Consider the following 17,097-nt stretch of genomic DNA (forward strand, 5'->3'; position numbering starts at 1 on the left):
GCTCGCGTGGCGGTCGCAGGCCGTGCGCGTCACGCGCCGAGGACGCAAGCCGCCTCGGCCACCGCGGCCTCAAGCGCCCCGTCCGCGAAGGGGGAGACGAGCCCGGCCGAGCCCACCAGCCCTTGGAACGGCATCGAGCCACCACGGCCGCAAAGCGCGACATAGGCATCGAGCGCGCCCGCCGCGTCGCGCCGCGACCACACCCAGAACTGCAGCGCGACGCAGAGCGCCAGCGTGTAGTCGATGTAGTAGAAGGGTGAGTTGTAGATGTGCGCCTTCGCCTGCCAGCGCCCGCCTGCGGACGGGTATCCGAGGTCCCCGTAGTCGGACCAGGGCATGTAGTGCCGCTCGAGCCGCTGCCACATCGCGTGGCGCTCGGCCGGGGTCGCGCCGGGGTTGGCGTAGACCTCGTGCTGGAAGTGGTCGACGCAGACGCCGTAGGGCAGGAAGGCCAGCGCGCCGATCAGGTGCATGCGACGATAGCGTTCGGCCGCGCCCTCCCCCACCAGGCGGCCGATGCCGGGATGGGTGAGGTATTCCAGGCCCATCGAATGGATCTCGGCCGCCTCCATGGTCGGCCAGAGCAGGTCGAGGCCCGGCAGGTTCCGGCTTTCCCAGCACTGGAAGGCGTGGCCCATCTCGTGCGTGAAGACGCCGATGTCGTTGTGCGTGCCGTTGAAGTTGGCGAAGATGAAGGGCGTGCCCACGGTTGGGAAGGCGGTGCAGAAGCCGCCCCCCGCCTTGCCCGGCCGGTTCTTCAGGTCGAGAAAGCCGCCCTGCCGCATCATGGCGTAGAACGACGCCAGGCGCGGATCCATGGCCCCGAACATCTCCTGCGCCGCGGCCACCAGCATGTCGTGGTCGCCCGCGGGCTTCGGGTTGCCGGCCGGGTCGATCAGCGCCTCGTCCCAGAACATCAGGCGGTCCCAGCCATGCGTCGCGCGGCGCTGTTCCAGGATGCGCGCGACCAGCGGGGTGACGTGGCGCGCGACGGCCTCCCGGTAGCGCGCGACATCGGCCGGGCCGTAATCGATCCGGCGCATCCGGCGATAGCCGAGCGGCGTGAAGGTCGCATCGCCGAGCTTGCGCGCCATGCCGGTGCGCAGATGCACGAGCCGGTCGTAGATCTCGTCCAGCTCCGCGCCATGCGCGGCGAAGAAGCCCCAGCGCGCGGCCTCGGCCTCGTGGCGCGTCGCGCGGTCGGGATCCTCCGCGAAGGGCGCAAGGCCGGCGAGGTTAACCTCCTGCCCCCGCACCGTCGCGCGCGCGCCGGCGAGCAGCGCCGTGTAGCGGGCGGAGAGGCGGCTCTCCTCCTCCGTCTCGGCGGCGATGGCGGGGTCGAAGGCAGTGACGTCGGTCTCCCACAGCGCGACGGGATGCGCGCCGGCCAGCGCCTCGAGTCCCGCGCGATCGGGGTCGGCGAGCAGGCGGCGCTTCAATGCGGTCTCGTGCGTCGCGGCCTCGGGAGCGAGGCTGTCGGCGTACTCGCGCTCGGCGACCGCCGCCGCATCCGTCGTGTCCTGCGCGAAGCGCAGGTGCACGAGCGAGGACCAGGTATCGTGGCGGCGGCGCGCCGCGTCCCAGGCGGCCAGCGCGCCGGCGCGGTCGCCTGCGTCGAGCCGCGCATCGACGGCGGCGCGGTCGGCCGCGAGCGAGGCCTTGTCCGGCCGCGATGCGGCGATCTCGGCGAAGCGAAGCGTCATGGGCGGTCATCCTGCGGCGGGGCGGCCTCCACCTCGCGCAGGGGCCGCGCGCAGGTCAAGCGGCCGGTGGACGGCGCGCCGCGATGCCGCCACCCTCGGCGCCGGAGGATGCCATGCCGCGATTGATGTCCACGCTTGCCCTCGCCGGCTTGCTGCGCGAAGCGGCCCCGGCGCTCGAGGCCGCGCTCGGCGCGAAGCTGGAACTCGACCTTGCGCCGACCAAGGCGCTGGAGGCGCGCATCCGCGCCGGCGAACGCGCCGACGCCGCGGTGCTCACGGCCGAGGCCGTCGCCGCCCTCTCGGCCGAGGACGTGCTGGACGGCATGAGCGCGCGGCCGCTGGCTCATTCGCGCGTCGGGCTCGCGGTGAAGGCGGGCTTGCCGCATCCCGACATCTCGACCGTCGAGGCGCTGAAGCGCCTCCTGATCGAGACGCCTTCGCTCTGCTATTCACGCGCCGGCGCGTCGGGGATCTTCTTCGTCGGGCTGATCGAGCGGCTCGGCATCGCGGCGGCGGTCAACGCCAAGGCCGTCGTCATCCCGCAGGGCTTCACGGCGGAGCGGCTCCTCACGGGCGAAGCCGCCATCGCCTTGCAGCAGATCAGCGAGTTGATGGAAGTGCCGGGCATCGAGGTGGTGGGGCCGCTGCCGGCGGGCGCGCAGACCGTCGCGGTCTTCTCGGGCGCGGCCTTCACGGGGGCGGGGACGCGCGTGCTGGACGCGGTGACGGCGCTCTGCACGCCCGGGGCGCTGGTGGCGAAGGGGTTGGAGGCGCCGTAGGAAGGGCGGGGGAGGAGAACCTCCCCCGCGGTTCTCCTTGTACCGAGCTCTCGAGCATGGCGGCGAGGCGTGAGGCGAGGGTGCGGTCCTCCGGGATGATGGTTGCTCCGCCGCCCTTGAGCATGGCGATGAGGTTGCCGGTCAGCTCGATGCCGCGCGGATCGCCGGGGTCATCGAGCGGCGAGACGACGACGGTGTCGATCAGGGCGCGGGCGGCCTCGAGCGTTTTGGCGCCGTCCTCGGCGGCGATGGCGCGGCGGAGATCGGCGACCTTCTCGGCTTAGATGTTTGGCCCCGGCATTTCGCGGTGCGGATTTGCGGTGAACCTGTGAGGCTCTGCGGCCCATGAGCCGCAGATGAATTCGTAGGGCGTGAGGCCCTTCAGGGTCTTGAGGCGCCGCGCATAGTTGTAGGCATCAAGGAACAGGGCGAGGTGCCGCGGAGCTCGTCGTGGCTGCCGTAGTGGTAGCGCTGGACGGTGGCCTCCTTGAGCGTCCTGTTCATCCTCTCGACCTGGCCGTTCGTCCATGGGTGGTAGGGCTTGGTCAGGCGGTGCTCGACGTGGTTCTGGGCACAGGCGAGTTCGAAGGCGTGGGCGCGGAAGATCTCGCCGCGTTCCATGGCCTCGCGGATGAGCGTTGCGGCCGAGGCGGTGTTGCCGGGCGTGGTGAAGTGCTGTCCGTTGTCGGTGAGCACGGTGTGCAGGCGGTAGGGCACGGCCTGGAGGAGGGCGCGCAGGAAGTCGGCGGCGATGTGCGTGGTTGCGCGCTCGTGCAGTTGGGCGAACGCGAACTTCGAGGTGCGGTCGACGGCGACGAAGAGGTGGAGTTTGCCCGGCTCGGTCCTGACCCCGGCGATGTCGATGCGGAAGTAGCCGATCGGGTAGGCCTTGAAGCGCTTGCGGGCCGGCTTGTCGCTATCGGTCTCGGGAAGGCGGGAGATGCCGTGGCGCTGGAGGCAGCGATGCAGAGCCGAGCGCGTCAGATGCGGGATGGTGGGCTGCAGGGCGTAGAGGCAGTCGTCGAGCGGCAGCAGGGTGTGGCGGCGGAAGGCGACGACGATCGCCTCCTCCTCGGCTGAGAGGGTGGTGGAGTGCGGCTTGGCCGGCCCGGTGCGCCGATCAGCAACATCTCCTCGCGCCCGCCACTTGGCGATGGTCTTCGGGTTCACGCCATGGCGGCGGGCCAGAGCCCTCAGCTCTCTTGACTATGCTGGATCGCGCGACGGACCGCCTCTGTCGTGCGGGCGCAGCCATGAAGAATCTGGCCCATAGCGCATCCCTCCATGCCGGGGAGAAGACTGCACCATCAAAGCCCGGGACCAAACATCCAGCAGCGCCTGCGCATGGGTTCGCCCGCGTGAGTTCATAGCCGCGCAGTCAGTAAACCTAGCCGCGGTCCGTTTTGACGGGGGCCGCTTCACAGATTGCATCACGCCGGCTGCGATCGGGTCGGTTCAGGCTCCGCCATTGTTGTTGTTGTAAGAACTCACAGGCACATCCGTCCAGGCCCCGCGGTCGCTGAATGCCACCGTCACGCGAGACATGAACATCAGGACAATGAAGCAAAGCTTCATGCCGATCCCTTCTTGTGCTCTCCGAGTGCGCTCGCTCACAACAAAACGGCGTCCGGTCGGCATGGCGGTCGACACGCGAGGGATCGGCCACAGTGGGCGCTCCCGGCTGCGCACCCTCAAGAACGGGCGCGTTCGTCGAGCACCTGACTGTCACGCCGCGCGGCCCGGCGGTCTCGCCTCCATGACCTGTGGCGCCGAGCCGTACTGGGTCGGTCAGCGGCCGCCGCTGCCGCGCCTCGCCGCGCTCAGCGCCGCCAGCGCCGCCATGATGTTGCGGTTCTGCGGCGGCGCGGAGAGGCGCCGGACGGTCTCCTCCGGTCCCAGCGGGAAGGTGCTCCGCGGCAGGGCGCGCGCTGCCCCGGCGGTGTCGTTCGCGGTCAACGCGGTCGCGGCGGCGGTAAGGCCGTTGATGATGGGCTGCGCCGGCGCGCGCTGCGGAATGCCAAGCGAAGCGCGGGCCTCGTTGCGGGCGAGTTGCAGCTGCGTCATCCCGGTCCCGCCGATGTTGGACCAGCGTGGCGACATGGGCAGGGCGGCCGCGAGCCACTCGATCTCGGCGATGGCGCGCGCTGCGGCGGCGGGCTGGCCCGGCTGCGGACGGCGGTAGAAGGCGGCGATGTCCTGGCCGGCCGTGACGAATTCGTCGGCGACGGCCAGGCCAGGCTGGCTGCCCGCGGGAAGGGAGACAGGCGTAGTCGGCTCCCCCGCACAGGCGGTGAGCGCGAGCACTGCAATAACGGGGATGAGCTGGCGCATGGTCACGTTCTCCCTGATAGGTTGGGTGGCAACCGAAGGCGGAAGACGAAACGGTCGCACAACGGGACATCGGGGCTTCACGTGGCGCGGGCGGTCATGCGTCCTCCCCCTCCGCTGCGGCCAGCACCGCCTCAAGCGTCGCGTCCCGGTCGATGCCGCCGACCTGATCCGCGAAACCCTCTCGCCGCAGCAGGTCGCGCACGGCGCCATGCGCCCCTGTCACGGCCAGGCGTGCGCCGCGGCGCTCGACCTCGGCATGCAGCTTCCGCAGCATCGCGGCGGCCGCGAGGTCGAGGTGCGGCGCGGCGGAGAGGTCGCAGACCACGAGGCGCAGCGTCTCCGGCGCCGTGGCGCCGAGACGCGCGAGGACCACGTCGAGCACGGCCTCCGCATTGACGTAGAGCAGCGATCCTTCCGGACGGAAGGCGACGACGCCCGGGACAGGCGCGTTCTCCGGATGGCGGGCCATGTCGCTGTACCGCGTCGTGCCCGGCACGCGGCCGAGGAACGCCACATGCGGCCGGCTCGTCCGCACCAGCATGATCAGCACGGACACCAGTGCCGCGAGCAGGATGCCCTGCAGGATCCCGAACAGCAGCACGCCGGCCAGCGCGACCGCGGCGGCCGCGAAATCGGGGCGGCTGACGCGCCACAGGCGGATCAGCGCCGGGACGTCGATCAGCCCGGCCACGGCCGTCAGCACGACGGCCGCCAGCACCGCCTTCGGCAGGTTCGCGAGCAGCCCGGTCAGGAACAGCAGGCACAGGCCGAGTGTCACGGAAGCAAGGATCAGCGTGAGCGGCGTGCGCGATCCCGCCTTCTCCGCCACGGCGGATTGCGACAGGCCGCCCGCCACGGGATAGCCCTGGCCGAGCCCCGCCAACAGGTTCGCCGCGCCGATGCCCAGGAACTCCTGGCGCGGGTTCAGCGCGTAGCCGTGCTTCTCCGCGAAGCTCCGCGCGGCCGAGACGCCCTCGATATAGGCCAGCAGCAGGATGCCGGCCGCGAGGGGGAAGATGCCCTCCACATCCGACAGCCGCAGGGATGGCAGCGCGATCTCAGGCAGCCCGGGGGGGATCTCCCCGGTCACGGTCACGCCGTGCCCGGCCAGGCCGAAGACCCCGCTCGCCAAGATCGCCAGCGCCACTACCCCGAGCGCCACGGGCCGCCCCGGCAGGAACCTGCCACCCGCGACGAGCAGCCCGAGGGCGACGAGCCCGACCGCGAGGGTGAGCAGGCTGAGCCCCGGCACCTGTCCGGCCAGCACGACCGCGCGTTCGATCACGTTGTGCCCGCCGCCGGCAACGCCGAACAGCGCCGGCAGCTGGGTCATGGCGATGGTGATGCCCGCGCCCGCCTTGAAGCCGACCAGGATGCTGTCGCTGATCAGCTTGGTCAGGACGCTCAGCCGCAGCGCCCAGGCGACCAGGCACAACAGCGCGACGGCGAAGGCGGCAAGGCTCGCGATCGCCGCGTATCGCGCGGGATCGCCGACGGCCATGGCGCCGACATTGGCGGCGACCATGAGCGAGATCGCCGAGGTCGGCCCGATCGCGAGATGCCGCGACGAGCCGAGCAGCGCATAGCCGATCCCACCCAGCATGTAGCCATAGACGCCGACCTGCGGCGGCAGCCCCGCCAGCGTCGCATAGGCGAGTGCGACCGGCACGGCATAGGCCGCGAGCGTCACGCCCGCCACCAGGTCGCTGCGCAGCCAGGGCAGGGAATAGCCCCGCAGCCACGACAGCGGCAGCAGGACCCGGTGCGACCCTCTCCGATCCTGGTTTGGCTGTGCCGGCTGCTCGTCGCTCATCGCGCGCTGTCCATCCGCGGTCTTCCGTCAGGACACCCGGTGCGGCAGAGCACCCGCCCTTCCCTCCGGCCTTCGGGCGCCGGATCGGGGCGTTTCGCGCCCGTCGGACCCGAGGCCGTCCCGGACATCATCGGCATCGCGCCGATGCCGCAGCACCCGGAACCGTGCGGATCATGTCGGCCCCGATCCCCGTTCCGCCGAGGCGCTTCGGCCGGATGGCATCGCGGCCAGTGTCGCGCCGCCGTCTCCCGCCAGCTCGCGCTGCAGGAAGTGGTTGAGGAAGGTCCGGATCGCGGCCACCGCCGCCAGCTTGCCGATCTGGTCCCAGTCGGGCGAGATCGCGGTGCCGACGATGTCGGCCGCGAGTTGGAACTCCAGCGCCAGCGACAGGACCCGCGCCAGGCCCATGCGCACATCGTCCGCCGGCCGGCCTGCGGCATGCGCGATCAGTCGCACCAGCGCCAGGATCATGCCGACCAGGATGATGCCGACGCTGACGGCCTCGATCCCGAGCTTCAGCCACGACGCCGCGAGGCTCACGGCGGCTTCGAGCCCCTCGGGCAGCGCCGCGTCATGCACTTGGCCGGCTCCTGCAGGGTTCTGAAGGGGTGAGCGCGCTGCGCGGCGCGAGACGCTTCGGGCGCGGATCGCCGGCCGCGCACGGAGTCCTGGGCCGCGAGCCAACCTGCCGCCCGGCGCAAAGGTCCGCCCCACGGCGTTGGCGACCGCGGCCGAAGCCCATCAGCGCGCTGAGGATTCGCGGGCGCACCGTCATGCGGTCACGCCGGCCGCGCCGCGGGCCGGATGCGCCGTGCCGCGACCTTCGAGGACCCGGCCACGGGATCGCCCGCGAAGATCCGCTCCACCGCCGCCATGCGTCGCGCCACCTCCTCGGGCATCTCGCCGCCGGTCGCCTCGACGACGCTGCGCAGTACCGCGACCATCTCGGCGCGGATGGCGGGGTCGTCGGGCAGCAGTGCCGGCAGGGTCTCGATCGCGCGCGCCTCGTCGATCAGCAGCATGAAGAACTGCTGGCGGATGGTCCGCTTGAACGCGGCGAGCGGCAGCGCCTCCCGCCCGACCGCGGCGCGGATGCGGCGGATGATCGCGAAGGCGCGCTCGTCCGCACTGGCCGTCGGCAGCCGCACCCATAGAAGGGCGCGCAGCACCGCCTCGTGCAGCCCGCCCTCGGCCATCGCCGCATGCAGCTGTTCGGTCGCCAGGGTCACGAAGCGGTCATGGTCCGGGCTGCGGCCAGGCCGCGCGCGCGGCGGCGCCGTCTCGGCTGCAAGGCCCGTCAACGCCTGCACGGCGGGCGAGGCATAGAGTTCCCGGAACAGCCGTTCATTCAGCGCGTCGCGCTGGCGGCCATAGGCTTCCAGCATGCGCGTCAGCGCTTCCGAGACCTGGCGCTCGGCCGTGCGGCCGGGATTTTCCGCAGCGACCGGCTGGCGGTTCGCCCGCGCCATCTCGGCCGCGAAGCGCACCCAGGCCATGGCCGGGTTGCGGTCGGAGAACAGCGTGTAGGACAGACGCGCCGGGTGAAGCTGCTCGAGCCCCCAAGTGACCGGCGGTGTCGCCAGCGCGCGCACGGCGGGCTGCGCGAATTGCCGGTAGAGCGCGACGTTGGTCTCGGAGAGGCGGCGCACCGCGGCGAAGCGCTTCTCGTCCTCGGGGTCGGTGCCGCCATGCTGCGCGAGGTCGGCGAAGCCGCGCGTCTGGAAGTTGACGAGCCACTCCCCGCCAGCGAGCTCGGCTCGCGCCTCCTCCTTCGCCGGCCGCAGCACCGCCTCGTAGAGGCCCGGCGGCAGCACGTCGATCATGTCCATGTTCGTGGCGAACTCGTTGTGCTCCTTCTTCGCCACGCCGCCCGAGACGAAGATGCCGAGATGGCCGATGCTGCCATGCACGGAGTAGACGATGGTCTGGCCGTGCGTGCGCAGGTCGTCGATGTCGCCATAGAGGTCGCTGACCCAGGACAGCGCCTGCGCCGGCGGCGTGATGTCATCGCCCTCCGAGCAGAAGACGATGATCGGCGAAGCAATGGCGCGCAGGTCCACGCGTGTGCCGTCGGAGAAGGTGAGCTCACCCGTCGCCAGCCGGTTGCCGACGAACAGCTGGTCGACGATGAAGTTCATCTCCTCGGCGTTCAGCGTGACGTGGCCGCCCCACCATTTCTCGAAGCCGAGGTAGCGATCCGCCGAGCGGTCGACATCGGCCCAGACCTCATACTGCTTCGTCCAGTATGTGTTGGCGGGATTGCCGGATTCGAAGTTGGTCACGAGCCAGGCGCCGTCGAACTTGCCGCCGCCGAGGTCGCCCGTCATGTGCGTCAGCCAGGATCCGCCCAGAAGCCCGCCCAGGTAGCGCATCGGCGCATGGCCCTGCCGCCCGGCCCAGGTGGAGACCGGCGAGCCCGCCACCATCAGCGGCCCGAAGGGCTCCGGGCGGATGGCGGCGGCCATCAACAGGGCCCAGCCGGCCTGGCAATTGCCGATCGCGACGGGCTTTCCCTCGGCATCGTGGTGGCGGCGGCCGACCTCCTCGGCGAAGGCGATGATGGCGCGCACCACGTCCTCGATGGTCTGGCCCGGCACCGGTTCGGGGCGGAAGCCGACGAAGTAGCAGGGATGGCCGGCGGCGATGGCGACGCCGATCTCGCTGTCCGCCTTGAAGCCGCCGATGCCCGGGCCGTGGCCGGCGCGCGGGTCGATGACGATGAAGGGGCGGGCCCGCGGATCGGTCGGCGGCGCAGACGGTGGCGGCGTCACGCGCGCCATCCAGTAGTTCACCGGCCGCGGCAGGTCGCGTCCATCCAGCACCAGGTCGAAGCCGAAGGTGAGGACGTGCCGCATCGGGTCGTCCTCGCGCTCAAGGAACGCATTGCCGCGCTGGCGCAGCACATCGAGGAACAGGACCGAGCGCTGCCAGGCGTCGAGGCCGTAGGCGGCCCAAGGGAAGAGCGTCATGTCTGGGCTCATCGGCGATCTCCTGCCGCGTGCGGCCGGCGGGGCGTGGGGGGGTGGCCACGACACGAGGAGGACGGCCCGCCCGGCCGGCCGGCACGTTGGCCGCCCTTCATAGCAGGTTCCGGACTGACGCCGCCGCGCGACGATGTCCGACCGACGTACGTTACTGTGACATGCCGCGGGCTTCCTCCCGCGTGCCGGCACGCCTGGTCGCGCGGCGGGGGCAGGGTCGGCGCCGCCCAGAGGGCAGGATCGGCGGCGAGGCACTTGCGTGATCGCCGATGTCGGTGGGCGGCACGCGCCGCCCCGCGCGACGTACGGCGCCGCACGGCGCCCGGCAACGCGGCACGAAGACTGGCAGCGGGCAACTCCATCGATGATCTCCAGCCGCAGGCCTACGATGTGGGGGGCGGTTCACTTGTGCCCCTCGACGCGCGGTGCAGGGCGCAAGGAAGCAGACAAGCGCCGCCGCGGACATTGATCCCGATCAACGCATGGGCCGATCATGCCAGTGTCTATTTCCATTGAAAGTCTGCGATCATTCGCGATTACGCCGCGTGTGAGGGTGAGGAACATTCCGATGAAGAAGGGCAACAAGCACCGCCCGGCGCAGGCTGCGCAGCCGGCAGGACGGCCGGAATCGGCACCGGCGGCGACCGGGTCGCATGGCGCCTCGATTGCCGAGCGCATGGAAGCCGGCAAGGCACTCCGCACCACCATCCCGCGTGCGTCCCACGCGGTCTGGAGACGACCAGCCGACCGCCAGGACCCGATCGCGCTTCTGCAGGAATCGGACGCGGATCGCCTGCCGGAGCTGGTGCCGATCCGCTACGGCCGCATGCTGCAGTCACCCTTCGCCTTCTTCCGCGGCTCGGCCGCGATCATGGCCGCGGACCTCGCCAGGACACCGACGACCGACCATCGCGTGCAGGCCTGCGGCGACTGTCACCTGATGAATTTCGGCGGCTTCGCCACGCCGGAGCGCAACATCCTTTTCGATATCAACGATTTCGACGAGACCTTGCCGGCGCCCTGGGAGTGGGATGTGAAGCGGCTCGTCACCTCCTTCGTGCTGGCGGCGCGCTCGAACGGGTTGTCGGACAAGGTGGGGCAGGAGGCGGCCGAGGCCTGCGCGCGCAGCTACCGCAAGCGCCTGCGCGACTACGCGGAGATGGATCCGCTCGAGGTCTGGTACGCGCGCCTGACGGCGGAAGATGTCATGGACATGGTCCCGCCGGAGGTCCAGGCGCGCATCAAGTCGCGCCTCGAGAAGGCGGCCGCCGGCAGCGGCTCGGAACTCGATTTCCCGAAGCTCGCCGGCGTGGTCGGCGGGCGCGCCGCGATCCGCGACACGCCGCCGCTGATCTTCCACCCGGAGGCGTCCCGCGCGAAGGATTTCGGCGAGACCCTGGACGGGATCTTCGCAGCCTACCGGGAGACGTTGAGCGAGGACCGTCGTGCCCTTCTCGACCGCTACCGGGTCGTGGATGCGGCGATCAAGGTGGTGGGTGTCGGCAGCGTCGGCCGGCGCTGCTGGATCGTGCTGATGATGTCGGCCTCGAACGATCCGCTCTTCCTGCAGTTCAAGGAGGCGGTGGCGTCGGTGCTCGAACCCCATGCCGGACCGAGCCACCACGCGCATCATGGCGAACGCGTGGTGTTCGGCCAGCGGCTGGCGCAGCCGGCCTCGGATGTGTTCCTCGGCTGGGTGACGGCGCCGAACGGCCGGCAGTTCTATGTGCGCCAGCTTCGTGACGCGAAGATCAAGCCACTCGTCGAGACCTTCGACGAGGAGCTGATGCTGCTCTATGGCAAGCTCTGTGGCTGGACCCTGGCGCGCGCCCACGCGAAAAGCGCGGACGTGACCGGCATCGCTGGCTATCTGGGTTCCGGTACGCAGTTCGACGACGCCATGGGGCAGTTCGCCCTGGCCTATGCCGACCAGGCCCAGCGCGACCACGCGGCGCTGAAGGCGGCGGTGCGCAAGGGCGCGGTGCAGGTGCACACCGAGGCATGATGCCCGACCCCGCGGATCGTCGTCGATCCGCGGCGCAGGCGCCGGCGTCCGGCAGCACCCGGTGCCGATGCTGGCCGGCGCATGCCGCAGGCGAACCACGAGGCGCGGGGCGGGCCGCGCGCCGTGGCCTGGCATGCGGACCTACCGCATCCGGTATCGGTCAGCCGGTGCGTGACGGCGTGCCAACCGTGTCCGCGATCACCTTCCAGGGGTAATCCGGCTCGACGTAGTCTCCCGGCTTCTGGCGCTTCGGCAGATCCACCTTCGCGCGCTTCGGCGCCTCGTAGGGTATTTGGCGCAGCAGGTGGCGGATGACGTTCAGCCGGGCGCGCTTCTTGTCGTCCGAATGCACCACGTACCAGGGCGCCCAGGAGGAATCCGTCGCCTTGAACATGTCGTCGCGCGCGCGGGAATAGTCGTACCAGCTGCTGTAGGACTTCAGGTCCATGGGCGAGAGCTTCCACAGCTTCCGCCCGTCGTCGATCCGCGCGGCAAGCCGGCGCGTCTGCTCCTCGATGCCCACTTCCAGCCAGTACTTCAGCAGGATGATGCCGCCATCGACCATGGCCCGCTCGAAGCCCGGCGCCATGTTCAGGAAGTAGCGGACCTTCTCGTCGCCGGCGAAGCCCATCACCCGCTCGACGCCGGCGCGATTGTACCAGGACCGGTCGAAGATCACGATCTCACCGGCGGCGGGGAAGTGCTGCATGTAGCGCTGGATATACATCTGCGACTTCTCGCGCTCGGTCGGCGCGGGCAGGGCGACGACGCGGAACACGCGCGGGCTGACGCGCTCGGTGATGGCCTTGATGGTGCCGCCCTTGCCGGCGCCGTCGCGCCCCTCGAAGACGATGCAAACGCGCGCGCCCGTCTCCTGCGCCCACATCTGCAGCTTCACCAGTTCGACATGCAGGTCGAACAGCGCCTTCTCGTAGGCCTTGCGGCTGAGCTTGCCATCGGGCTTGAAGGGCGAGCCGTCCTTCCCCCCGGCCGCCTGCTTCGCGGGGGCCGGGGGGTCCATCGGCGCGGCGTCCTGGGCGCGCCTGCCCTTCTTGTCCTTCTTGTCCTTCTTCGACATCGCGGCGTCCTCCTGGTTCCGTGGCACGGCCGGCGGATGCGCTCAGTCTTCCTCGGGGTGCTTCCAGCCAAGGAACCAGCCGCAGTCGCCCGGCATGCCACCGGGCCAGTCGACGATCTCGACCTGCAACTGGAAGCCACGGGGTTGCAGCTCCTTCACATAGTAGTCGTAGGCGCGCTTCGGAAATCCCTCGAGCCGCTCGTACCAGCGGGGGTCGTGGGTGGTGATGCTGCGCCCGGAATCCGGCAGCCATTCCGAGGGGAACTGCAGGACCTGGACGCGCTTCTCGCCATTCTCGACGGCCCGGCGCACAACCGCCGCCAAGCGCTCCAGCGCCTCGGGCTGCACCTGCCGCTCGTTGAAGGCCTCGCGCAGCGCTTCCCGCTCGGCCTTGGCCGCGGCCTCCGCCGCCAGGCGCTCGTCCGACACGCGCTTCCGCTTCTGCGCAATCGTGTCCCAGATCGCCTGGACACTCAGGTTCGATGCATCGAGAGCCATGTCGGCACTTCCTTCCGTATCGCCGTGCCGGTTGGTGACCGGCGAAGATCATCCTGCAAACATCCTAGCGGCGGCGGCAGTCAGCGTGCGCCGGGGAGTGCCGATGGTCGCGGTAAATTACGGTGACGTGCGCGGCCGCCCCCGTCATCCGGTGCCGGTCAAGGCCGGTGCTGCGTCGGCCGCGGCTGCCTTCGCAAGGCCATCAATCATCATCTGCACCAGACGCGGATGGAGGTTGCGCCCCAACAGGTCCGCCTCGGCGCGCGAAAGGTAGTCGGGCTGGATGCAGCGCAGCGCCTCGATGGCGCGCGCCGCTTCCTCCCGGAAGCCGAGTTCTGCAGCCGCGACGGCCACCGCGACATGGCCGTAGGCGACGCCTGGCACATCGACCTTGCGGGCCTCCTGCAGCGCCGCGTCGAAGCGGCCATGCCAGAGATGCCAGAGCGCCAGCCCGATCCGATAGCCCGAGGGCTGCGCCGGATTGCGCGCATAGGAGCCTTCGATCAGCGGCAGGGCCCGGTCCCAGTCCGCGAGGATCGCGCAGCGGATGCCGAGTTCGGCCATGATGTCCGTGTCGTTCGGATTGAGGCCGAGCCCGGTCTCGAGCGCCGCCAGTGCGTTCGCGACGTCGCGCTGAAACCAATACGCCAAGCCGAGCGCGTGGTGGCTGCGGCTCGACAACGGCGCGAGGTCGATCGCCCGGCGGGCGAGGACGAGCGCGCGTGTGAGGGACCCGTCACCGTTATCCGGCGTCGCGTAGCCGTAGCGGTAGCCGTCGACATAGAGAAGCGACAGGCAGGCGAAGGCATCCGCGAAGCCGGGTTCGCGCTGCGTCGCGCGCTCGAGGTCGTGTCGCAGCAGGTCGAACATGGCCCGGTCGAAGGTCCGCCAGTACTGGTAGAAGCGGATGACGCAGTCATGGGCGGTCAGGTCGCTGCCCGGCCGCCCCTCCACCTCCTGCGCCTTGTGGGCGAAGAGTGCGCCGTAGGGCTGTGCGAGATGGCGCACCACCGCCGAGGCCACGTCGTCGCGTGCGAGCAGGATCTCGGCGGGGTCGAGCCGACGCGTGAAGGATTCACCCCAGACGCAGCGCCCCGTCCGGACTTCGGTCAGCAGCAGATCCGCCCGGAAATGATCCGCCGAGAGACTGGTGCCGCCGGTCAGCAGGAAGTCGGGGTCGAGCCCCGCGCCGCCGGCGTCGTTGGACAGGGCCGTCTCCGCGCCGAAGACGAAGAGCTCCGTATAGCGCGTCAGGCCCACCAGGATCTGGCGCGCGAAGCCGCGCGTGAAATGGGGGTAGGCGGACTGGTCGCCTTCCTCGTCGAAGGGACGGACGAGAATGGCGGGGCCGCTCCTGCCGACCCGGCCGGCCGGGGCGCCCACGGCCTGACAGGAGGCGGCGTCGAAAACGGGCACGTAGGACCCGCGCGGGATGGTGATCCGGGGGCCCTCTCCCGGTCCCGCCATCAGGTAGAAGCGTTCGAGCGCGCGCCGCAGCCGCCCGGCCTCGATGCGGACGATGGAATCCGTATGGGGGTCGAAATCGGCCTGGCGACCGAACACCGAGGTCGCGATGGCATAGGCCTTGATGCGCTCGGCCCGCCCGGCCAGCGCCTCCTCGACCACGTAGCGCAGGAACTGTCGGTTGCGCGGGGACGCATCGAACGCAGCGGAGGCCAGGATCCGCTCCAGTTCCGCCCGAACCGCGTCCGGCGCCAGGACGCTCATCCGATTGTTTCCTAAATGATTAAGCATTGTGCCCCTTGACCCCACAATGTTGTCAAACAAGAAGCGCGTCGCCGATTTCCGTCTGGCCACCGGGGGGATTCGGCGGTGTCATGCGCTGCGTGACCGCGTCGGGCCTGCAGTCCGGCCTCTGTCACGGTGACGTACTTTCGCGCCCGCGCGAGCGGCGCGAATTTAGGAATTGCCGCGGAGGAACGACGGAGATGGGGTCTGCGACCGCTCCCTGCCCGGACCTGGAGAGTGCCCTCGACGCGTTTCCCGAGCACGCTGCGTTCGTTCGGCGGCTCTTTCTCGCGGATCGTGCCTTTCGCAGCGCCTGCGAGGATTATCGGCTGGCGCGGGAGGGCCTCGCTGCCTTCGGGCGCCTGTCCAACGATACGCCGCGACCTGAGGTCGCGGACTACCAGCGCCTGGTGCGCGAGCTGGAGGCCGAGATGCGCGACATGATCCACGCTGCGCGATGCCGCGCATGAGCGCCCTCGGAGCCGGTTGGCGATCCGGGCGTGATCGCGGGCCGCAGCCTGCCTGCCCGCTGCCCCGGGGTTCGGGCGCCGCCGCATCGTCGCTGTCGTTGCGCGGCCGCCTGCTGACGATGGTCCTCTACACGGGCCTCGGCGCCGCCACCGCGCTGGGGACGGTGCTGTCGCCGGCGCTCGCCCAGGCGCCGCCGCAGCCCGCCGCCACGCCAGCGCCGGTGGCGGCGACGCCGGGCAGCGAGCGCCTGACCCAGGCGCAGCTCGAACAGTTGCTGGCGCCGATCGCGCTGTATCCCGACGACCTGCTGATGCAGATGCTGATGGCCTCGACCTATCCGCTCGAGGTGGTGCAGGCGAAGCGCTGGCTCGGGCGGCCCGAGAACGCCGCCCTGCGGGGCGATGCGCTGGCGCAGGCACTGGTCCCGCAATCCTGGGATCCGTCGGTGAAGTCCCTGGTGCCCTTTCCCGACGTGCTGACGCTGATGAACGACCAGCTGGAATGGACGCAGCAGGTCGGCGACGCGGTGCTGGCGCAGCAGCAGGACGTGATGAACGCGATCCAGGTGCTGCGCGGCCGCGCCCAGGCGAACGGCGCGCTGCAGACCGGCCCGCAGCAGACGGTGACAGTCACGCAGAACGTCAATGCGGCCCCCGCCGCTTCCGGGGCCGCAGTGGCGCCGCCACCGCAGGTCATCACCATCGCGCCGACGCAGCCCAACACGGTCTACGTGCCGGCTTATGACCCGAACGTAGTCTATGGCTCCTGGCCCTATCCGCAGAGCCCGCCGGCTTATTACCCGCCGCCCGTGGGATGGGGCGTGGGCAGCGCGCTGCTGACCGGCATGGCCTTCGCCGGCGGGGCTGCGATCGTCGGCTCGCTCTGGGGCTGGGGGAACGCGAACTGGGGCGGGGGCGACATCAACGTCAACGCCAACCGGTACAACACCATCAACTCCAACCGTGGCGGCAACTTCTCCGGCAACACCTGGCGCCACGACACGACGCACCGACAGGGCGTCGCGTACCGCAATGACGAGGTGCGCAACCGCGTCGGCGCCGACCGTCCGGGTGGGGGCGGCGATCGCGCCCAGTCGCGCGAGCAGTTCCGCGGCCGGGTGGACCAGGCGCAGCGCGGCGAGGGCATCGGCGACCGCGGCGGCCCCGGTGACCGCGGCGGCGTCGGAGATCGCGGCGGCGGCGGCGATCGTGGCCCGGGTGGACCGGGCGGGGCAGGCGGTGCCGGGGGGCCTGGCGGCCGCGGCGACCCAGGCGATCGTGGCGGCGTCGGCGATCGTGGCGGCGTGGGCGATCGCGGCGGACCCGGCGCGCAGCGCCCCGGCGGCGGCCAGGCGGCGAATCGCGGCGGCGCGGCGCAGCGCCCCGCCGTCCAGCACAACGCGGCCGGCCGACCCCAGGCACGCCCGGCCCAGCAGCCGGCGCGGCAATCCCCGCAGGGCTTCCAGGGCGTGGGCGATGGCGGGCGCGAACGCGCTGCGGCGGACCGCGGCGCGGCCAGCCGGCAGGGCCAGCCGGCGGCACGCGCGCAGTCCCAGCAGCGCGCGGCCGCACGGCCGGCCGGCGGTGGCGGCGGCGCCCGCGCTGCAGGCGGCGGTGGCGGTGGTGCCCGCGCGGGTGGTGGCGGCGGCGGCGGCCGTGGCGGCGGTGGGCGTCGGTGAGGAGACAGGTC

The 17,097-nt window shown here is 71.0% G+C and carries 12 protein-coding genes and 1 pseudogene; 4 read left to right on the forward strand and 9 right to left on the reverse strand.

Going from position 1 to position 17,097, the window contains the following annotated elements:
• Positions 1-29 precede the first annotated feature (29 nt).
• Positions 30-1,703 (reverse strand): M3 family oligoendopeptidase, encoded by a 1,674-nt coding sequence (locus tag E8M80_RS13870; RefSeq protein ID WP_137126302.1) that lies wholly within the window; start codon positions 1,701-1,703, stop codon positions 30-32.
• A 125-nt stretch (positions 1,704-1,828) separates the two neighbouring features.
• Between E8M80_RS13870 and E8M80_RS13875 the strand changes: the two genes are divergently transcribed.
• The gene (locus E8M80_RS13875) at positions 1,829-2,482 is read left to right on the forward strand and encodes a substrate-binding domain-containing protein (RefSeq protein WP_170979408.1); all 654 of its coding nucleotides are present in this window, start codon (positions 1,829-1,831) and stop codon (positions 2,480-2,482) included.
• 280 nt (positions 2,483-2,762) lie between these two features.
• Here the strand turns inward: E8M80_RS13875 and E8M80_RS13880 are convergent.
• From E8M80_RS13880 to E8M80_RS13900, 5 genes and pseudogenes are all read right to left on the reverse strand, one after another.
• A pseudogene (locus E8M80_RS13880) lies at positions 2,763-3,753 on the reverse strand (IS481 family transposase).
• Positions 3,754-4,270: 517 nt separating this feature from the next.
• A complete protein-coding gene (locus E8M80_RS13885; RefSeq protein ID WP_137126304.1) occupies positions 4,271-4,813 on the reverse strand; it encodes a hypothetical protein in 543 nt (180 codons plus the stop codon).
• Positions 4,814-4,907: 94 nt separating this feature from the next.
• Positions 4,908-6,626, reverse strand: a complete 1,719-nt coding sequence (locus E8M80_RS13890; RefSeq protein WP_137126305.1) for a SulP family inorganic anion transporter — start codon at positions 6,624-6,626, stop codon at positions 4,908-4,910.
• 171 nt (positions 6,627-6,797) lie between these two features.
• The gene (locus E8M80_RS13895) at positions 6,798-7,205 is read right to left on the reverse strand and encodes a DUF1622 domain-containing protein (RefSeq protein ID WP_206035634.1); all 408 of its coding nucleotides are present in this window, start codon (positions 7,203-7,205) and stop codon (positions 6,798-6,800) included.
• Positions 7,206-7,405: 200 nt separating this feature from the next.
• Positions 7,406-9,595, reverse strand: coding sequence for a DUF3141 domain-containing protein (locus E8M80_RS13900; protein WP_240790029.1), 2,190 nt, complete (start codon positions 9,593-9,595; stop codon positions 7,406-7,408).
• 580 nt (positions 9,596-10,175) lie between these two features.
• On the opposite strand from E8M80_RS13900, the gene E8M80_RS13905 reads away from it, so the two are divergent.
• Positions 10,176-11,612 (forward strand): DUF2252 domain-containing protein, encoded by a 1,437-nt coding sequence (locus E8M80_RS13905; RefSeq protein WP_137126307.1) that lies wholly within the window; start codon positions 10,176-10,178, stop codon positions 11,610-11,612.
• A 160-nt stretch (positions 11,613-11,772) separates the two neighbouring features.
• On the opposite strand, the gene ppk2 is transcribed toward E8M80_RS13905, so the two are convergent.
• The 3 genes from ppk2 to E8M80_RS13920 form a co-directional block, all read right to left on the reverse strand.
• Positions 11,773-12,690 (reverse strand): polyphosphate kinase 2, encoded by a 918-nt coding sequence (gene ppk2, locus E8M80_RS13910; RefSeq protein ID WP_137126308.1) that lies wholly within the window; start codon positions 12,688-12,690, stop codon positions 11,773-11,775.
• A 42-nt stretch (positions 12,691-12,732) separates the two neighbouring features.
• Complete coding sequence (locus E8M80_RS13915; protein WP_137126309.1) at positions 12,733-13,188, reverse strand: hypothetical protein; 456 nt, start codon at positions 13,186-13,188, stop codon at positions 12,733-12,735.
• A gap of 144 nt (positions 13,189-13,332) precedes the next feature.
• Positions 13,333-14,916 (reverse strand): hypothetical protein, encoded by a 1,584-nt coding sequence (locus E8M80_RS13920; RefSeq protein ID WP_137126310.1) that lies wholly within the window; start codon positions 14,914-14,916, stop codon positions 13,333-13,335.
• Between the two features lie 221 nt (positions 14,917-15,137).
• On the opposite strand from E8M80_RS13920, the gene E8M80_RS13925 reads away from it, so the two are divergent.
• Together E8M80_RS13925 and E8M80_RS13930 are read left to right on the forward strand one after the other, a co-directional pair.
• Positions 15,138-15,407, forward strand: a complete 270-nt coding sequence (locus E8M80_RS13925) for a hypothetical protein (protein ID WP_137126311.1) — start codon at positions 15,138-15,140, stop codon at positions 15,405-15,407.
• Between the two features lie 98 nt (positions 15,408-15,505).
• Positions 15,506-17,086, forward strand: coding sequence for a DUF3300 domain-containing protein (locus E8M80_RS13930; RefSeq protein WP_170979409.1), 1,581 nt, complete (start codon positions 15,506-15,508; stop codon positions 17,084-17,086).
• Positions 17,087-17,097: the final 11 nt, after the last annotated feature.

Source organism: Roseomonas sp. HF4 (genome assembly GCF_005222755.1).
Classification (GTDB): Bacteria; Pseudomonadota; Alphaproteobacteria; order Acetobacterales; family Acetobacteraceae; genus Neoroseomonas.

Excerpts from the sequence above, each read along its gene's own strand:
- E8M80_RS13920 (WP_137126310.1), bottom strand. The coding sequence starts at position 14,916 with ATGAGCGTCCTGGCGCCGGACGCGGTTCGGGCGGAACTGGAGCGGATC.
- E8M80_RS13900 (WP_240790029.1), bottom strand. The coding sequence starts at position 9,595 with ATGACGCTCTTCCCTTGGGCCGCCTACGGCCTCGACGCCTGGCAGCGC.
- E8M80_RS13885 (WP_137126304.1), bottom strand. The coding sequence starts at position 4,813 with ATGCGCCAGCTCATCCCCGTTATTGCAGTGCTCGCGCTCACCGCCTGT.
- E8M80_RS13890 (WP_137126305.1), bottom strand. The coding sequence starts at position 6,626 with ATGAGCGACGAGCAGCCGGCACAGCCAAACCAGGATCGGAGAGGGTCG.
- E8M80_RS13925 (WP_137126311.1), top strand. The coding sequence starts at position 15,138 with ATGGGGTCTGCGACCGCTCCCTGCCCGGACCTGGAGAGTGCCCTCGAC.
- E8M80_RS13905 (WP_137126307.1), top strand. The coding sequence starts at position 10,176 with ATGAAGAAGGGCAACAAGCACCGCCCGGCGCAGGCTGCGCAGCCGGCA.
- E8M80_RS13870 (WP_137126302.1), bottom strand. The coding sequence starts at position 1,703 with ATGACGCTTCGCTTCGCCGAGATCGCCGCATCGCGGCCGGACAAGGCC.
- E8M80_RS13915 (WP_137126309.1), bottom strand. The coding sequence starts at position 13,188 with ATGGCTCTCGATGCATCGAACCTGAGTGTCCAGGCGATCTGGGACACG.
- E8M80_RS13875 (WP_170979408.1), top strand. The coding sequence starts at position 1,829 with ATGTCCACGCTTGCCCTCGCCGGCTTGCTGCGCGAAGCGGCCCCGGCG.
- ppk2 (WP_137126308.1), bottom strand. The coding sequence starts at position 12,690 with ATGTCGAAGAAGGACAAGAAGGACAAGAAGGGCAGGCGCGCCCAGGAC.